18 protein-coding genes are annotated in these 17,079 nt (G+C 73.6%); 6 read left to right on the top strand and 12 right to left on the bottom strand.

Going from position 1 to position 17,079, the window contains the following annotated elements; translation table 11 throughout:
- Positions 1-21 precede the first annotated feature (21 nt).
- The 5 genes from COO58_RS26725 to COO58_RS26705 form a co-directional block, all read right to left on the bottom strand.
- Entirely contained in the window at positions 22-1,272 is a 1,251-nt protein-coding gene (locus COO58_RS26725) for a hypothetical protein (protein WP_255292779.1), read from the bottom strand.
- A 1,458-nt stretch (positions 1,273-2,730) separates the two neighbouring features.
- The gene (locus COO58_RS26720) at positions 2,731-3,066 is read right to left on the bottom strand and encodes a YrdB family protein (RefSeq protein WP_098747747.1); all 336 of its coding nucleotides are present in this window, start codon (positions 3,064-3,066) and stop codon (positions 2,731-2,733) included.
- Positions 3,063-3,632, bottom strand: a complete 570-nt coding sequence (locus tag COO58_RS26715) for a TetR/AcrR family transcriptional regulator (protein WP_091569345.1) — start codon at positions 3,630-3,632, stop codon at positions 3,063-3,065. Before COO58_RS26715 ends, COO58_RS26720 begins: the two co-directional genes overlap by 4 nt.
- Positions 3,625-4,425, bottom strand: a complete 801-nt coding sequence (locus COO58_RS26710; protein WP_255292778.1) for an alpha/beta fold hydrolase — start codon at positions 4,423-4,425, stop codon at positions 3,625-3,627. The genes COO58_RS26715 and COO58_RS26710 overlap by 8 nt, the downstream gene beginning before the upstream one ends.
- A 33-nt stretch (positions 4,426-4,458) precedes the next feature.
- Complete coding sequence (locus tag COO58_RS26705) at positions 4,459-5,379, bottom strand: proline dehydrogenase family protein (RefSeq protein ID WP_091569337.1); 921 nt, start codon at positions 5,377-5,379, stop codon at positions 4,459-4,461.
- Between the two features lie 117 nt (positions 5,380-5,496).
- Here COO58_RS26705 and COO58_RS26700 point away from each other — a divergent pair, with 117 nt between their 5' ends.
- The 3 genes from COO58_RS26700 to COO58_RS26690 are packed head-to-tail and all read left to right on the top strand — an operon-like array spanning position 5,497 to position 7,526.
- Entirely contained in the window at positions 5,497-5,772 is a 276-nt protein-coding gene (locus COO58_RS26700; protein ID WP_255292777.1) for a hypothetical protein, read from the top strand.
- 1 nt (position 5,773) lies between these two features.
- Positions 5,774-6,940 carry a glutathionylspermidine synthase family protein gene (locus COO58_RS26695; protein ID WP_098747742.1) on the top strand — a complete coding sequence of 389 codons (1,167 nt, stop codon included), beginning with the start codon at positions 5,774-5,776 and terminating at the stop codon, positions 6,938-6,940.
- 19 nt (positions 6,941-6,959) lie between these two features.
- Positions 6,960-7,526: a CGNR zinc finger domain-containing protein gene (locus COO58_RS26690; RefSeq protein WP_091569324.1), complete on the top strand. Its 567-nt coding sequence runs from the start codon at positions 6,960-6,962 to the stop codon at positions 7,524-7,526.
- Positions 7,527-7,644: 118 nt separating this feature from the next.
- Here the strand turns inward: COO58_RS26690 and COO58_RS26685 are convergent, their stop codons facing one another.
- Both COO58_RS26685 and COO58_RS26680 read right to left on the bottom strand, forming a co-directional pair.
- Positions 7,645-8,451: a sugar phosphate isomerase/epimerase gene (locus COO58_RS26685; RefSeq protein WP_172967911.1), complete on the bottom strand. Its 807-nt coding sequence runs from the start codon at positions 8,449-8,451 to the stop codon at positions 7,645-7,647.
- Positions 8,452-8,526: 75 nt separating this feature from the next.
- Positions 8,527-9,471, bottom strand: a complete 945-nt coding sequence (locus tag COO58_RS26680; protein WP_091569317.1) for a Ppx/GppA phosphatase family protein — start codon at positions 9,469-9,471, stop codon at positions 8,527-8,529.
- 74 nt (positions 9,472-9,545) lie between these two features.
- On the opposite strand from COO58_RS26680, the gene COO58_RS26675 reads away from it, so the two are divergent.
- Entirely contained in the window at positions 9,546-10,352 is an 807-nt protein-coding gene (locus COO58_RS26675) for a hypothetical protein (RefSeq protein ID WP_091576909.1), read from the top strand.
- 45 nt (positions 10,353-10,397) lie between these two features.
- Here the strand turns inward: COO58_RS26675 and COO58_RS26670 are convergent, their stop codons facing one another.
- On the bottom strand, positions 10,398-10,976 hold the full coding sequence (locus COO58_RS26670) for a TetR/AcrR family transcriptional regulator (protein ID WP_098747741.1): 579 nt from the start codon (positions 10,974-10,976) through the stop codon (positions 10,398-10,400).
- Positions 10,977-11,114: 138 nt separating this feature from the next.
- Here COO58_RS26670 and COO58_RS26665 point away from each other — a divergent pair, with 138 nt between their 5' ends.
- On the top strand, positions 11,115-11,768 hold the full coding sequence (locus COO58_RS26665) for an NADPH-dependent F420 reductase (RefSeq protein WP_098747739.1): 654 nt from the start codon (positions 11,115-11,117) through the stop codon (positions 11,766-11,768).
- 49 nt (positions 11,769-11,817) lie between these two features.
- Here the strand turns inward: COO58_RS26665 and COO58_RS26660 are convergent, their stop codons facing one another.
- The 3 genes from COO58_RS26660 to COO58_RS26650 form a co-directional block, all read right to left on the bottom strand.
- Entirely contained in the window at positions 11,818-12,369 is a 552-nt protein-coding gene (locus COO58_RS26660) for a hypothetical protein (RefSeq protein WP_098747738.1), read from the bottom strand.
- Between the two features lie 934 nt (positions 12,370-13,303).
- A complete protein-coding gene (locus COO58_RS26655) occupies positions 13,304-13,987 on the bottom strand; it encodes a response regulator transcription factor (protein ID WP_098747736.1) in 684 nt (227 codons plus the stop codon).
- Positions 13,988-14,008: 21 nt separating this feature from the next.
- A complete protein-coding gene (locus COO58_RS26650; RefSeq protein ID WP_176558984.1) occupies positions 14,009-15,301 on the bottom strand; it encodes a cell wall metabolism sensor histidine kinase WalK in 1,293 nt (430 codons plus the stop codon).
- Between the two features lie 201 nt (positions 15,302-15,502).
- On the opposite strand from COO58_RS26650, the gene phoU reads away from it, so the two are divergent.
- Positions 15,503-16,147, top strand: a complete 645-nt coding sequence (gene phoU, locus COO58_RS26645; protein WP_091569299.1) for a phosphate signaling complex protein PhoU — start codon at positions 15,503-15,505, stop codon at positions 16,145-16,147.
- Positions 16,148-16,249: 102 nt separating this feature from the next.
- On the opposite strand, the gene COO58_RS26640 is transcribed toward phoU, so the two are convergent.
- Positions 16,250-17,017, bottom strand: a complete 768-nt coding sequence (locus tag COO58_RS26640; RefSeq protein WP_091569294.1) for a phosphoglyceromutase — start codon at positions 17,015-17,017, stop codon at positions 16,250-16,252.
- Positions 17,018-17,079: the final 62 nt, after the last annotated feature.

Genomic DNA, 17,079 nt, shown 5'->3' with positions numbered 1-17,079 from the left:
CCGTCGACCGGCGTCGACGGGTCAGCCGGCGGCGGTTCGCACGTAGGCGACGCAGTCGTCCTGCAACGCCGACCACGGGTCACCGAACACCTCGTCGGCGGCCTCGGCCGGGGACCGGCGCTGGTGCACCACGGCCCGGAAGAAGTCCAGCACCCGCTGCTCGCCGTAGCGGTCGACCAGGTGCCGCACGGCCAGGTACCCGACGCCGTAGGCGCCGCCGACCCGGTCGTCGCTCGCGTCGTCGGCCGGAGCCACCGCGTCCAGCCGGCCGGACCACCCGCCCCGGAGCAGCTTGCGCACCTCGGCCAGGCCCTCGTAGCGGTCGACCGGCTGGCCGTCGGTGCCGGCGTACTCGGCCAGCCCCTCCACCAGCCACCAGCTCGCCCGATCCGCGTAACCCTGCTCCGGCAGCGAGGCGGCGTGGGTCAGCTCGTGCCGCAGCAGGTCGTCCACTCCGGCCGGGGAGAGGCTCTGCGCGTTGAGCACGACGTCGTGCCGCCCCCCACCGACGCCCACCGCGTACCCGGCGGTCCACTTCGGTCGGCCACCGCCGTACCACCGCTGCCACTCCGTCCGCCCGGCGTAGAAGACCAGGTAGCGGTCCGGAGGCGTGCCGTCGACCGCGTACCGGTCCGCGGCCCGGGCGGCCGACTCCGCCTGCGCCAGCAACCCCGGCAGCTTGGCCCGCTGGACCGGCGTGGTGGCCACCACCGCCCGCTTGCCCACCGCGACGGCCAGGTCGCTGACCTCCCACGGGCGTACGCCGGTCGGATCCGTCCGGGACGGCTCCAGGGCGGCCAGTCGCGGCTCCTCCCCCACCACCCGCCACCGGGTGCCCATCGTCGCCGTGCTCGGCCCGCAGCCCGGCACCACGAAGCAGTAGCCCACGGTCACCGTCAGCCGCCACTCCCCGGGCCGCCCGTCGACGGCCACCGGCACACCGACGGCGGCGGGTCGCCACACGCTGGTCCGCAGCGCGCGCAACGCCGCGTACCGCTTGGTGAGCGCCGGCCGGGCCGCCGGCTCGGCCACCGCGAGGAAGCCGGCCCGGTCGCCGCCGAGCAGCGCGCCGGCCTGCCGGTCGAGCTGCGCGACCATCCGCTCGGCGAGCCGCCGCTGCTCCGGCGTACCCCGGTCCTCCCGGCCCGCGGCCGGCCGCCCGGCCGCGTCGGGCGCCAACTGCCGCAGGAGTACGCCGGGCACCGCGCCCGCCGTCAGCCCGAGGGCCAGGCCGAGGGCGGTCCAGAGCGGCCAGCGTCGTTTCTTCGCCACCCTCCCGATCGGGGCAGGCGCATGGGGTACGGCCACCTGCGGTGGCATCGAGGGCGGCGTCGTCGCCGTGGGCGGCGGCGCCGTGGGCGGCGTCGCCGTGGGCGGCGTCGCCGTGGGCGGCGTCGTCGAAGGCGGCGGCGCCGTGGGCGGCGTCGTCGAAGGCGGCGGCGCCTGGCGGGGCGCGTCGGCGCCTTCCTCGGGCGCGGCCGCTGCCGGAGGGGATGCGGGCGTGATCGGCTCGGGCACTGTCGGCCTCGCGGACGGGGCGGCCGGCACCTGCGCGGACGCGACCGCACTCGGCGTCGGGTTGGCCGGGCTCGATTCCGGGGCGGATGCGACCTCGCCCGACTCGGAGGTGACCGCGCCCGACTCGGAGGCGCCCGTGCCCGACTCGGGGACGACGGCACTCGACTCGGGGACGACCGCCCCCGACTCGGGGACGACGGCACCCGACTCGGAGGCGGCCGGCCTCGGGGCGGGGACGACCGCACCGTGCTCGGAGGCGGCGGCACCGGGATCAGGGGTGGCCGGCCTCCGGGCGGGGGCGACCGCACCTGGCCCGGGGACGACGGCACTCGGCTCGAGGGCGACGACACCCGGCTCGGGGGCGGCCGGCCTCGGGGCGGGAAGGCCCGCGTCCGGCTCGGGTGCAGCCGGGATCGGGACGGGAACGAATGCGCTCGAATCGGGTGCGGCCAGTGCAGGAGCGGGCGCGGTGGCGCTCGACCCGGACGAGGCCACGCTCGACCCGGACGAGGCCAGGTCGGGTCTAGGGGCGGTCGCGCGGGGTGCGGGTGCTGTCGGTCCGGGGGCGGTCGGTCCGGAGGCGGTCGGTCCGGAGGCGGTCGGTCCGGAGGCGGTCGGTCCGGAGGCGGACGGTCCGGAGGCGGACGGTCCGGAGGCGGGTCCGGAGGCGGCCGGTCCGGAGGCGGGGACCGTCGCGACCGGGCGGGGTGTGACCTGCGCCGACGGCTCACGGCTCGCCGGGTCCGGACTCCCGACCGGGGTCGGATCGGGTGACGCGTCGACGCGCGGGCGTGGCCCCTCGCCGTCGCTCCCGGCGCGTGGCTCGTCGCCGTCGGCTGCCCGGCCGGGAGGCTCCTCGTCGCCGTCGGTCACCGGCGAAGGGTACGACCAATCGGGCGTTCCGGGAAAGAGTCCTCCCCGTAATCCTGCCTCCCCCACCCGGCACCGCGCCGCACCCGCACCGTGCGTCGATCTTGGAGTTGTGGCGCCCAGCATGTCCGATTGACCCGTTATCCGAGGTGCCACAACCCCAAGATCGACGGGGACCCGGGCCAGGGCGTCGGACCGCGAGCCAGATCTTGGAAGGAAACGGCCCCCATAGGGGCCTCAAACTTCCAAGATCCAGCCGTGTGTCGAGATCTTGGTGCCGATCCGCCCCTCCGAGGGCGGATCGGTACCAAGATCGGCCGCGCGCCTCGCTCGGAGGGCGGGTCAGATCGGGTTGCCGGAGCGGACGAGGAGGGCCTTGTCGACGGCCCAGAGCAGCACCAGGGCCGCGCCGGGAAGTGGGTGACCGGCCAGGGCCAGCAGGACGCCGCCGCCGAGGAAGCAGGCCGCCTGCACGCCCAGCTTGGCCGGGGCGGGCAGCGCCACGGTCGCCCGGGGCGAGCAGAACACTCCCCAGACGACGGCGATCACCAGCGGCGCGCCGAGGCCGGCGAGCAGCCGCACCGGCCAGCCGGCGTCGAGCGTGAAGCCCCAGAGTCCGGCCGCCGCGAGCATGGCCAGCTCCAGCAGGAAGATCAGGCCCAGCAGCAGCGCCTTCATCGGGACCGCCAGCCGCGATAGGCGAGGTCCAGCCCGTCGACCATCTGGTCGAACGAGCGGTCGACGTCGCGGGGCAGCCCGAACCCGCCCGCCGCCTCCAGGGAGACGAAGCCGTGCACGGTGGCCCGGAACATCCGGGTGGCGTCGACGGCCGCGTCGCCGTCGAGGCCGTACCCGCGCAGGATCGCGAAGATCGCGCCGACCGCGCGTTCGGCGGCGGCCAGGTGCTCGGGGTCGGCCGGGTCGGGCGCGCGCTGGGCGGCCGGGTAGCGGCCGGGGTGCCGGTGGGCGTACGCCCGGTAGGCGGCGGCGACGGCGCGCAACGCGTCGTCGCCGGCCCGACCCGCGGCGGCGGCGGTCAGCACGTCCGCCATCTCGGCGGCGGCGAGCACGGCGAGCTTCTGGTGCAGCGCGTCCACGCCCCGCACGTGCTTGTAGAGGCTGGGGAGCGCGACGCCGAGCCGGCCGGCGAGCGCGGCCAGGGTCAGCCGGTCGTAGCCGACCTCGTCGGCGAGCACGGCGGCCTCCCGGACCACCGTCGCGGGGGTCAGGCCGGCCCTAGGCACGCGCGGTCGCCGTCAGGAACTCGGCCAGGTCGGCGGCGGTGGCGTCGGGCTGGTCAGCGTGCGGGTAGTGGCCGGAGTCGGCGATCATGCGCGCCTCGGCGACGGCGAACTGCCGACGGGCGGCGCGGGCCTCGGCGCCCGGGTCGGGGAAGTCCGGGTCCTTCGTGCCCATCAGCACCAGCACCGGTTGCCGCACCTCGGGCGCCCGCGCGGTCCAGTGCGGGTCGACCGGCGCGATCACCCCGCGCACCGCGTCCATCCGGCCGCGCAGCCTGGCGACCATCTCCCTGCGGTACGCGGCGTCGTCGGCCGGTCGGCCGCACGGGAAGAGCGTGTTGTGGAACAGCCCGAACAGCCGGGGGCTGCGGAGCACGGCCGCCTGGGCGGCCCGCATCGCCAGGTTCGGCTTCGGGGCGCCGACGAACGGGCTGATCTGCACGATGCCGCTGACCAGGTCGGGCGCGTCGGCGGCGGCGAAGACGACGCCGGCCCCGCTGGACGAGCTGCCGACCAGCGTGGCCGGCCCACCGCCGAGCGCCCGGACCACGGCGAGCAGGTCGCCGCCGACCGCGGCCGGGGCGTACGTGGGCCAGTGCGGGCTGGAGTCGCCGTGGCCGCGTACGTCGATCGAGGCGACCCGGTAGCCGGCCGCCACCAGTCGGGGGGTCAGGTGCCGGAAGGCCGCCCGGTTCTCCCCCATGCCGTGCGCGAGCACCACGAGAGGCCCCGAGCCGTGCGTCTCGTACGCGATCGTCCCGCCGTCCCGCACCACCTGGCTAACCGTCATAGCCATAAAGCTAATGCTGTTAGCTTTGCCGGTCAAGGCTCACTTCTTCGAGACCACCGCGCGGCCGAAGAACATCAGGTTGGCCGGGCGCTCGGCGAGCCGGCGCATCAGGTAGCCGTACCACTGGTCGCCGTAGGGGACGTAGGTGCGGACCGTGTAGCCCTCGCCGACCAGACGCTTCTGCTCCTCCGGGCGGATGCCGTAGAGCATCTGGAACTCGAACCGCCCCGGGTCGCGGTCGAACCAGCGGGCCCGGTCCTCGCCGATCGCGATCAGGCGCGGGTCGTGGGTGGCCAGCATCGGGTAGCCGTCGCCGGCCATCAGCACGTTCATGCAGCGCACGTAGGACTTGTCCACCTCGCGGGCGGACTGGTACGCCACCGACTCGGGCTCCTTGTACGCGCCCTTGCACAGCCGCACCCGGGAGCCGGCCGCGGACAGCTCGCGGCAGTCCGACTCGGTCCGCCGCAGGTACGCCTGGAGCACCGCGCCGGTCGACGGGTGGTCCTTGCGCAGCTTGGCCAGGATGTCCAGGGTCGAGTCGGTGGTGGTGTGGTCCTCCATGTCCAGGGTGACCGTGGTGCCGGCCGCGTCGGCCGCCGCGCAGATCTGCCGCGCGTTGTCGTACGCGAACTGCTCGTCGAACGCCTGGCCGAGCGCGGACAGCTTCACGCTGACCTCGGCGGCCGGGGTGAGGCCGGCGGCCCCGAGCAGGCGCAGCAGCGTGAGGTACTCGTCCCGGGTGGCGTTCGCCTGCTCCGGGGTGGTGGTGTCCTCGCCCAGGTAGTCGAGGGTGACCGCTTGGCCGTCGGCGACGAGTGCGCGGGTCGCGCGCAGCGCGTCGTCGGTGGCGGCGCCGGCGACGAACCGGCGGACGACGTCCCGGGTGAACGGGGCCGTCGCGACGAGCCGCTCCACCTGGGTTGACCGGGAGGCGGCGAGGATGACGGAACGGAGCATGAGCCGAGCGTAACGCCCGGCCCGGGGCCCTCGCCGGGCGCGGCGGCCAACCTCACTCGGCACGCGAACCCGGGACGCGGGGCACCGGCGCTGGCGGCCATCGGCTACAACGTTCACGTGGATCGACGACACCCCCGGCGCCGGCTCCGCTCGGCCACCGTGCAGCTCGGCGCGCTGACCGTGCTGGCCCTCGCGCTCACCGGTTGCAACAACGGCTACGACGACGACGATGACGACTGCGCGCTCGGCCCGGCCGGCGGGGGCGGCGACACCGTCGCCGTGGCCCTGCGCGTCCCCGCCCCGGCCACCGCCGCACGCGGGGACACGGCCCCGGCCGCCGCGCTGCCCGACCGGGGCGGCTTCGGCACCCACCTCGCCTCCTGCGGGGGCTGACGTGCGCCGCGAGGCGAGCACCCCGCGCCGCGACTGGGACGACACCATCCGGACCCAGGGGCTGGTGTACGTGGACACCGAGCTGCCCGACGGCGAGATCATGTCGTACTGGGACGAGACCGCGGCCTACTCCTTCACCCTGGACGAGGTGCTCCGGCTGGAGGAGGCGACCGAGGAGCTGCACCGGATGTCCGTCGCCGCCGCCGAGCACGTGGTGGCCCGCCGCCGCTACGCCGAGTTCGGCATCCCGGAGTGGGCCGCCGAGGCGGTCGCCCGCTCGCTGCGGGAGGCACCGCCGACGCTCTACGGCCGGTTCGACCTCTGGTACGACGGCACCTGGCCGCCGAAGATGCTGGAGTACAACGCCGACACCCCGACCGCGCTGGTCGAGGCGAGCATCGTGCAGTGGTACTGGCTGGAGGACACCCGCCCGGACGCGGACCAGTGGAACAGCCTGCACGAGCGGCTGACCGCCTCGTGGGCCAAGATCGGCACCGGGCTGCACGACCCCCGGGTGCACGTGCTCTGGTCGAACGAGGAGGAGTCGGGCGAGGACCAGATCACCGCCGGCTACCTGGCCGAGACCGCCCGCCAGGCCGGGTTGGACGTGACGCTCATGCCGATCCAGCACGTCGGCTGGGACGGGCGGCGCTTCGTCGACGCCGACGACCGGCCGATCACCACCTGCTTCAAGCTCTACCCCTGGGAATGGATGCTCGCCGAGCCGTACGGGCGGCCGGCGCTGGACCCTGGCACCCCGACCACCTGGATCGAGCCGGCCTGGAAGCTGCTGCTGTCGAACAAGGCGCTGCTGGCCGTGCTCTGGGAGCTGTACCCGGGCCACGAGCTGCTGCTGCCGGCATACCTCGACTCGCCGCGCGGAATGACCGAGTACGTGGCCAAGCCGCTGCTCGGCCGGGAGGGCGGTTCGGTACGCATCGTGACCGGCGGCACCGAGATCACCAACCCGGGGATCTACGGCGACGAGGGCTTCTGCTACCAGGAGTTCCGCGCGTTGCCCGAGTTCGCCGGCTACCGGACGGTGCTCGGCAGCTGGATCGTGGACGGCGGGTCGGCCGGTGCCGGGGTACGGGAGAGCGAGAGCCTCATCACTGACGGTTACGCGCGGTTCCTGCCCCACTACATCGACGCGCCGCGTCTGCCCTGAGTCGTCTACCGTTGGTGTCGTGAACTTCGACGCGTACGCCCGGACCGGGGTCGAGCTCGTCAACGCCCGGCTGGACGACCTCGACGGCCTGCGGGCCCTCTTCCCGGACGAGAACGCCTGGATGCGCGACGAGGTCGCGGAACGGGACCTGGCGATCTTCCGGCGGGCGCAGAAGCGCCTCCGGGACGTCTTCGCGTACGGCACCTCGGGGCGGGACGGGGAGGCGGTGGCGGAGCTGAACGCGCTGCTGGAGGCGTTCCCGGTGCAGCCGCGCATCTCCGGCCACGACTCCTCCGACTGGCACATGCACGTGACCAGCCGGGGCGCCTCGGTCTCCTCCGAATACCTGGCCGGCGCGGTCTGGGGGCTGTCGGTCTGGCTCTGCGAGTACGGCAGCGCCCGGTTCGGCGTCTGCGCGGACGAGCGCTGCGGCAACGTCTACCTGGACACCTCGTCCAACTGCTGCCGGCGGTTCTGCTCCGAGCGCTGCGCCACCCGCTCGCACGTGGCCGCGCACCGGGCCCGCAAGCGGGCCGCGGTCGGCGAGCAGGCGGTGCCGGCCCAGCCGCTCTCCCCGGTCATCTGACCCTCGGCCGGCGCGAGCCGGCTCAGGGCGTCGGCCGGCTCAGGGCGTCGGCCGGCTCAGGGCGTCGACCGGCTCAGGGCGTCGACCGGCGCGGGCCGTCGACCGGCGCGGGGGCGGCTCAGGCGTCGACCGGTGAGGGCGCGGTCAGGTTGGCCCGGGCGAACTCCAGCGACTCCCGCAGATCCGCCTCGCGGACCGCGCGGCTCTTCGCGCCCCGGGTGGTGACCTCCACCGCCACCGAGCCGGTGAAGCCGCGCCCGGCCAGCGAGCGGAGCAGCTCCGCGCAGGGCTGGCCGCCCCGGCCGGGCACCAGGTGCTCGTCCCGCCCCTCGCCGGTGCCGTCGCCCAGGTGCACGTGCGCCAGGCCGGAGCCCATCCGGTCGGCCATGGCCAGCGCGTCCGTGTGCGAGGCCGCGCAGTGCGAGAGGTCGAGCGTGTAGGAGGCGTAGCCGGTGTCGGTCGGATCCCAGCCCGGCACGTACGGCACGAACTGCCGGCCGGCCATCCGCACCGGGAACATGTTCTCCACCGCGAAGCGCAGCCCGCCGAAGCGCCCGGCGATGGTGTCGAGCCCGTCGGCGAACGTGCGCGCGTAGTCGCGCTGCCAGGTGAACGGCGGGTGCACCACCACGGTCGGCGCCTCGAGCGTCTCGGCCAGCTCGGCGGCCCGCCGCAGCCGCTCCCACGGGTCGGCGCTCCACACCCGCTGGGTGACCAGCAGGCAGGGGGCGTGCACGGAGAGCACCGGGACGCCGTAGTGCTCGGACAGGCCTCGCAGCGCGCCCGGATCCTGGCTGACCGGGTCCGTCCAGACCATCACCTCGATGCCGTCGTACCCGAGCGCCGCGGCGAGCTGGAACGCCGCCGCGGTCCGTTCGGGGAAGACCGAGGACGTGGACAGGAGCACCGGGACGCGGGAAGTCACGCCTCTGAGGGTAGCCGCCCCCGCCAGGAGGCATCGGGACGAGCAGCCGCAAAGCGCCCAGAGCGGCCGCACGGATCACATCGGCGCGAGCTGATCCAACCGGCGCAGGATGACTCCCTCGCGCAGCGCCCAGGGGCAGATGTCCAGACTGTCGACGTCGAGCCGGCGCATGACCGCCTCGGCCACCACCGCGCCGGCCAGGAGCTGATGGGCCCGTTGCGCGCTGACCCCCTCCAACTCCGGCAACTGGGCCGGCGGGATGTGCCGAACGAACCCGAGCACCTGGCGCAGCCCGGTGCGGGTCAGGCTGCGCCGGGCCCAGAGACCGGCGCCGGACGGCGCGGCCCCGGCCAGCCGGGCCAGCGTGCGGAACGTCTTCGAGGTCGCGACCGGACGCTCCCAGCCCACCTCGGTCAACTGCTTCACCACCGGGTCGAGCTGCGCGTCCACGTACGCCCGCAGTTCCTCCACGGCCTCGGCCGGCGGCGGCAGCAGGCCGGCCGGGTCGACCGCCAGCCGCTCCCGGCTGAGCCGGCCCGCCCCGAGCGGCAGCGACACCGCGACGTCCGGGTGCTCGTCGATGCCGGCGGCCAGTTCCAGCGAGCCGCCGCCGATGTCCATCGCCAGCAGCCGCCCGGCGGACCAGCCGAACCACCGCCGCACCGCGAGGAACGTCATCCGCGCCTCGTCCGCGCCGGAGAGCACCTCCAGGCGTACGCCGGTCTCGTCGCGGACCCGGGCCAGCACCTCGCCGGCGTTGGTGGCGTCGCGGACCGCGCTGGTGGCGAACGCCAGCAGGTCCTCGGCGCCCAGCCCGTCGGCCGCCGCCCGGGCCATGCCGACGGCCTTGACCAGCCCGTCCGCGCCGGTGTCGGTCAGCGCGCCGTCCGGACCGATCTGCTCGGCCAGCCGCAGCACCACCTTCTCGGAGTGGGCCGGCCAGGGGTGGGCGCCGTGATGGGCGTCGACCACCAGCAGGTGCACCGTGTTGGAACCGACGTCGAGGACACCCAGTCGCATGGGAAGAACCCTAGGGGCAACACGTTTCGTCGGCTCGCCGGCCGGGCGGGGTGACCGCGCGTACGCTGGTCCGGGTGACAGGGCAGATCGAGCTTCACGTGCTGGTGGACGACCCCGACGACCCGCGCAGCCGCGAGGTCGGGCTGGACTTCCCGCGGGAGTGGATCGAGTTCGTCGACCCGGCCGACCCGAAGCACGTCGTCCGCGCCGACCTGACCTGGCTGCTGTCCCGCTGGACGTGCGTCTTCGGCCGGGGCTGCCACGGCATCATCGCCGGGCGGGCCGCCGACGGGTGCTGCTCGCACGGCGCGTTCTTCACCGACTCCGACGACGAGAAGCGGGTGCGGGCGGCGGTCAAGCGGCTGACGCCGGAGACCTGGCAGCACTTCCGCCGCGGCTTCAAGAACTGGACCGAGAACGACACGGTCGACGGCAAGACCCCGGCCCGGCGCACCGCCACCCGCGACGTCGACGCGCCGTGCGTGTTCCTCAACGACGCCGACTTCGCCGGTGGCGGCGGCTGCGCCCTGCACGCCCAGGCGCTGCGCGACGGCGTGCACCCGCTGGAATACAAGCCCGACGTCTGCTGGCAGCTGCCGGTGCGCCGCGACCAGGAGTGGCACACCCGGCCGGACAACACCAAGGTGCTGATCTCCACGCTCGCCGAGTTCGACCGGCGCGGCTGGGGCGCGGGCGGGCACGACCTGGACTGGTGGTGCACCTCGTCCACGGACGCGCACGTCGGCGCCGAGCCGATGTACCTCTCCTACGGGCCGGAGCTGACCGCGCTGGTCGGCGAGCCCGCGTATGCGAAGCTGGCCGAACTCTGCGCCGCCCGCTTCCGCCAGGGCCAGGTCGCCCCCCACCCGGCCAGCGAGTAAGGAAGGGCCCCTTATTAACGCCTCCGGTAGAGGAGGGGCCCCCTCTTAACGCTTCGGGAGCGCCGCGTCGATCAGGGCGTGTGCGCTCCGCTTCGCCGCGTCGGCGACCGCCGGGTCGCCGTCGAGCACTCCGCCGGCCAGCCCGCCGTCGAGCAGCAGGGTCAGCTGACGGGCCAGCAACTCCGGCTCGGCCGCCCCGGCCTGCCGGGCCAGGTCGGTCACCCAGGCCCGCACGGCGTTCTTGTGCGCGACGGTACGGGCGTGCACGGCGCTCCCGGCGGGCGACTCGGCCGCGGTGTTGATGAACGCGCAGCCGTGGTAGCCCTCGCGGCGGCAGGCGCCGCCGAGCGCGTCGAACATGCCGACGAGTTGCGCCCGGGGATCGTCACCGGCCTCCCGGGCCGCGTCCCGCAACGCGCCTGACCAGGCCAGGTCGACCTTGTCCAGGTACGCCAGGACCAGGTCGTCCTTGCGTGGGAAGTGCTTGTAGAGCGTGGCCTTGGCGACGCCCGACTCGGCGATCACCGTGTCCACCCCGACGCCACGGGGCCCGTACGCGTAGAACAGCCGGAACGCGGTCTCCAGGATGCGGTCCCGGGCGGTGCCGGCGGGCGTGCGGGCCATGGTTCCTCCTCCGTCGTTCGGCGAAGTCTACAGACCGGTACGTCTCCTCATCCTTCTAGTAGACAGACCTGTCTGTTAGTCTCGGTCGCATCGGGCGTGGCAGTCGTCGTCGCGCCGCAATCGGAGGACGGATTCGACATGCGCATCGCAGTACTGGGCACCGGCATGGTGGGGCGGGCCATCGCCGCTCGCGCGGCCGAGCTGGGGCACGAGGTCGTCGTCGGCACCCGGGACGTCGCCGCCACACAGGCCGGAGACTGGGGCGAGTGGGCCGCCGGACATTCCGGCGTCACCCTGGCCGGCCACGCCGCCGCCACGGCCGAGGCTGATCTGGTGGTGAACGCGACCAGCGGCGACGGCTCCCTGCCCGCGTTGAACGCGGCGGGCGCGGAGAACCTGGCCGGCAAGGTCCTGCTCGACATCGCCAACCCGCTCGACTTCAGCAAGGGTTTTCCGCCCACCCTGTCGGTGGTCAACGACGACTCGCTCGCCGAGCGGATCCAGCGGGCGTTCCCCCGCACCCGGGTGGTCAAGGCGCTGAACACGCTCACGGCCGACCTGATGACGCACCCCCGGCAGCTCGCCGACGGTGACCACAGCGTCTTCGTCTCCGGCGACGACGCCGAGGCCAAGAAGGTGGTCGTCGACCTGCTCACCAGCTTCGGCCACACCGACGTGATCGACCTGGGCGACATCACCACGGCACGGGGCACCGAGATGCTGCTGCCGATCTGGCTGCGCCTCTACGGCCGGCTGGGCACTCCCCTGTTCAACGTCAAGGTCGTGCGCTGAATACGCGTGAAGGCCGGCACCCCGGGTTGGGGGTGCCGGCCTTCACGTCTTACTTGGTCCAGTGCTGGGCCACGATGTCGGTGGCCTGCTTCTCCCACTGGGCGTAGGCGTCGGGGTAGGCGGAGACCTGGACGGTCTGGGCGGCGTCGGTCAGGGGCATCTTCTCCCAGCCGTCGACCTGCTTCAGGCCCTTGAGGAAGGCCAGGGTGGAGTACTCGGGGTCGGTGATCTGCTCCGGCGTGCCCCAACCCGAGGAGGGGCGCTGCTGGAACAGACCCAGCGAGTCATGGTCATTCTTGTCGCCGAGGTGCCCGAGGTTCTCCAGCTTCGACTCCTGCAGGGCGGTGGCGATCGAGATGACCGCGGCCCGCTCGGGCAGACCGGCCTTCTTCGTCGCGGCGATGATCGCCTTCGCGTTGGCCAGCTGCTCGTCGTTCAGGTCGATGCGGGACTGCTCGCCCTGCACGGTGGCGACCGCGACGGGCTTGGCGGCGGCGTGGGCGGGGGTGTCGGTGTGGGCGGCGACCGGACCGGCGAACACGCCACCGGTGAAGGCCAGACCAGCGATACCGAGGATGCTCTTACGCAGGATCGTGTTCATGACGGGGGCTCCATTCGGGGGTCAACACACCGGGGGGTGTGGACACCGTCAGGCGCTCGAAAAGTCTTGAAGGGGATCCGGCACGCTCGTGGAGCCGGGGGGCCAGCTCACGGGGCCGGGGATGTCCGGCTGGCTCGCGGGGCGGGGGGCCTGCACGCGGCGCCGGATGATGTGTAACGACCGGCGGCCTGCCGTCATTCCGCCGGGGGCGGGGGGCGGCTCGGGGGTGTTCGCCTGCTCGGTCGTTCACCCGTCTACAACGCCGCCCCGCCCACGGCGATTCCGCGTCCAGGGTGCCGCCCACCACCACCGAACCGGACAACCACCCGCACTCCCACGCAGACGGGTGACGTCCGCGAGCGCATCCGGACACCCGTGACGTTCCACCCAGCGGGCGACACCTCGTCAGTGGAAACGCCATGGGTGCATCCCGGCCGCGGAGACCCATGACGTTCCACCCAGCGGCCGCCAACCCGGCCAGTGGAACACCATAGGTGCATCCCGGCCGCCGAGACACCCATGACGCTCCACCCAGCGCATGCCAAAGCCCGTCAGCGGAACACCGTGGGTGCATCCGGCCCCAGCAGACGCCCACCCCGTTCCACCCACCGCCCGCCAACGAGCGATACGCCCGCCCAACCTCAGACCACCCCGCACACCGGAGGCCCGCGCCCGCCCGAGCAGGCCCCTAGCAGCCCGCGACGATCGCCGACAGGTTCGTTCGCGGCGAACAACGACTGCCCGAAGACCGCTTCGAAGCTCTCCGAGAGCGAGGCGGACGGCGAGGAGGTGCGGGCACGAAACGGGTGAGCAGGCGCGACGCGGACACGGAGCAGTGCGACGCGGGGGCCGACGAGGCGGGAGACCACGGGCAGCGCGGCCCGGCCCGCCGTGGCCGGAGTCGGTCAGGTGGCGGGGTGAGGAGCCGCGACGGTCACGGCTCGAACTTGTAGCCCAGGCCCCGGACGGTGACGATGTAGCGCGGCGCGGACGGCTCCGGCTCGATCTTGGAGCGCAGCCGCTTCACGTGCACGTCCAGCGTCTTGGTGTCGCCCACGTAGTCGGCGCCCCAGACCCGGTCGATGAGCTGGCCACGGGTGAGCACCCGGCCGGCGTTGCGCAGGAGCAGCTCCAGCAGCTCGAACTCCTTGAGCGGGAGCTGCACCGAGGCGCCGTCGACGGTCACCACGTGCCGCTCGATGTCCATCCGTACCGGGCCGGCGGCCAGGGTCGGCGCGCCCGTCTCGTTGGTCTCGGTGCTCTGCCGGCGCAGCACCGCGCGGATCCGCGCGACCAGCTCACGGGGCGAGTACGGCTTGGTCACGTAGTCGTCGGCGCCGATCTCCAGGCCGACCACCTTGTCGATCTCGCTGTCCCGGGCGGTGACCATGATGATCGGGACGTGCGACCGCTGGCGGAGCTGACGGCAGACCTCGGTGCCGGACATCTCCGGCAGCATCAGGTCGAGCAGCACGATGTCGGCGCCGGTCCGGTCGAACTCGGTGAGGGCGGAGGGACCCGTCGCGGCGACGGAGACCTCGAACCCCTCCTTGCGGAGCATGTAGGACAGGGCGTCGGAGAACGATTCCTCGTCCTCGACCACCAGTACGCGGCTCAACGGGTGTTTCCTTTCCTGTGGTCAGGCCTGCCGGAGCTCGGCCGGGCCGGCCTCGATCCCAGCGGAGGCGAGTGTCGCCTCCAGGTCGTCCGGGGGGCGGGCAGGCAGCCGGAGGGTGAACGTCGACCCCCCACCAAGGGTGCTCGACACATCCACCCGACCGCCATGGTTGCTGGCGATGTGTTTGACGATGGCCAGCCCCAGGCCGGTGCCGCCGGTCGCCCGGGAGCGGGCCTGGTCGGCCCGGTAGAAGCGTTCGAAGATCCGGTCGACCTCGTTCGGGGCGATGCCGATGCCCTGGTCCGCGACGGCGACCTCGACGTACTCGTCGGTGCCCCGCACGGTGACCCGGACCGTGGTGTCCTCGGCCGAGTAGGTGATCGCGTTCTCCACCAGGTTCGCCACCGCGGTCGCGAGTTGGCTGTCGCTGCCGTACGCGGTCAGGCCCCGCTGCCCGTCCACGACGATCTCCACCCGGCGGGCGGTGGCCGCGGTGCGGGTCCGGTCGATCACCTCGGCGAGCACCCAGTCCAGCGAGACCGGTTCGGGGGCGGGCTGCGGCTCGGCGCCCTGGAGCCGGGTCAGCTCCAGCAGCTCCTGCACCAGCCGGCCGAGCCGGGTGGACTCGTGCTGGATCCGCTCGGCGAACCGCCGCGCGGCGACCAGATCCTCGGAGAGGTCGGGCGCGCCGTCGCCGGCCGGTTCGGTGGCGTCCACCAACGCCTCGGCGAGCAGTTGGAGGGCGCCGATCGGGGTCTTCAGTTCGTGGCTGACGTTGGCCACGAAGTCCCGGCGTACCCGGGCCAGGCGGTGCGACTCGGTGACGTCGACCGCCTCGATCGAGATGTAGCCGGCGCCCAGTCCCATGGCCCGCAGGTGCACGCCGAGCGGGTTGACCCCGGAGCTGTCGCGGCCCCGGGGCAGGTCCAGCTCGATCTCGCGGCGCACGCCCGTGCGGCGGACCTGCCCGGCGAGGGTACGGATCAGCGGGTGCGCCGCGATCGAGCCGGGTGTCGCCCCGGTGCGCAGCAGCCCCATCGCGCGGGCGGCCGGGTTCACGAGCACCGGCACGTCGTCCGGGTCGAGCACCACCACGCCGGCGCGCAACGAGTCGATCGTCTTGCGGCCGAGCCCGGAGAGGCCCCCCTGCTGGTCGTCCGGAATCGTCGGCCTCCCTGCGTCACGGCGGGAGGTCCCGCCGCCCCGCGACGCCCGGCGGCGTCGCCATTCCCCGACGGGCTCGGACAGCAGCGACCCGGCGACCAGCCCGGTCACCAGCGCCACGGCCACCGCGATGGCCACCGCCCATTCCACCCGGCGATCGTAGGGTCATTGTTAACCCGGGGATCGGGCACAAAGGGACGAACCACTCTCGCTTCCGGGAAAGTTCACCTGCGGGTCCCGCGTCGTTCATCCGCGTTCACCCTGGTGCCGGCCGTGCGGCCTACCGTGGGGCGCGCACCTGCTCACGCCGTAGCCGCTCCCGGCGACGGCAACCGACCCCAGGAAGTGACGATGCGCGACGAGTTCCGGGCCGACCTGCAGATTGTCAGCCAACTGCTGGTGGACATGGCCGAGGCGGTGCGCGCGGCCATGCGGCAGGCCACCAGGGGGCTGCTCACCGCCGACCGCGCCGCGGCCGAGACGGTGATCGCGCGGGACGCCGAGATCGACGACCTCTACCGGCACGTGGAGGAGCGGGTCTGCGACCTGCTCGCCCGTCAGGCGCCGGTCGCCTCCGACCTGCGCGCGATGATCACCGCCCTGCACGTGGCCGCCGACCTGGAGCGGATGGGCGACCTGGCCGACCACGTGGCCAAGACCGCGCTGCGCCGGCACCCCTCGCCGGCGGTCCCGGCCGAGCTGCGGCCGGTCTTCACCGACATGGCCGGCATCGCCGACCGGATGGCCGAGAAGATCGGCGCGGTCCTGGCAAAGCCCGACGCCGACGTGGCGGCGGAGCTGGACCGGGACGACGACGCGATGGACGACCTGCACAAGAGCCTGTTCGGCGTGCTGCTCGGCGACGACTGGCCGTACGGCGTGGAGACCGCCATCGACGCGACCCTGCTGGGCCGCTTCTACGAGCGTTTCGCCGACCACGCGGTGAACGCCGGCGAGCACGTGGTCTACCTGATCACCGGTTCGCCGTCCAGCTGACCCGGGCCCGCGTGCAAGGAGGGGCCCCTTCTTAACAGCCCAGCGTTAAAAAGGGGCCCCTCCTATACCGCAGACGTTAATAAGGGGCCCTTCCTTACACCCTCAGCGGCCCTGGTTGGCGACTGCGGCGGCGGCGTCCTTCGCGGCCTCCGGGTCGAGGTACGTCCCGCCGAGCACCTGCGGGCGCAGGTCCGCGTCCAGGTCGTAGCGCAGCGGGATGCCGGTGGGGATGTTCAGCTTGGCGATCGCGTCGTCGGAGATCTGGTCGAGGTGCTTGACCAGCGCCCGCAGCGAGTTGCCGTGCGCCGCCACCAGCACGGTCCGGCCGGCCAGGATGTCCGGCACGATCGAGTCGTACCAGTAGGGCAGCATCCGGTCGACGACGTCCTTGAGGCACTCCGTCCGGGGCATCAGCTCGGTCGGCAGCAACGCGTACCGGGGGTCGCCGACCTGCGACCACTCGTCGTTGTCGTCGATCGGGGGCGGCGGCGTGTCGTACGACCGGCGCCAGAGCATGAACTGCTCCTCGCCGTACTCGTCCAGGGTCTGCTTCTTGTTCTTGCCCTGAAGCGCACCGTAGTGGCGCTCGTTGAGCCGCCACGACCGGCGCACCGCGATCCAGTGCCGGTCGGCGGCGTTCAGCGCCAGCTCGGCGGTGCGGATCGCCCGGCGCAGCAGGCTGGTGTGCACCACGTCCGGCAGCAGGTCGTGCTCGCGGAGCAGCTCGCCGCCGCGCCGCGCCTCGGTCTCGCCCTTGGCGGTCAGGTCGACGTCGACCCAGCCGGTGAAGAGGTTCTTGGCGTTCCAGTCGCTCTCGCCGTGCCGCAGCAGGACCAGCGTCCCGATGGTGGGCCCTTCGCTCGCAGTCATGCCGATCATCCTGCCGTACCGGCCCGGCGGACACGCGGGGACCGGTGGTGACGACCACCACG

It is taken from the genome of Micromonospora sp. WMMA1996 (assembly GCF_002573675.1).
GTDB lineage: Bacteria > Actinomycetota > Actinomycetes > Mycobacteriales > Micromonosporaceae > Micromonospora > Micromonospora sediminicola.
This window is presented reverse-complemented; position numbering and strand designations above follow the sequence as displayed.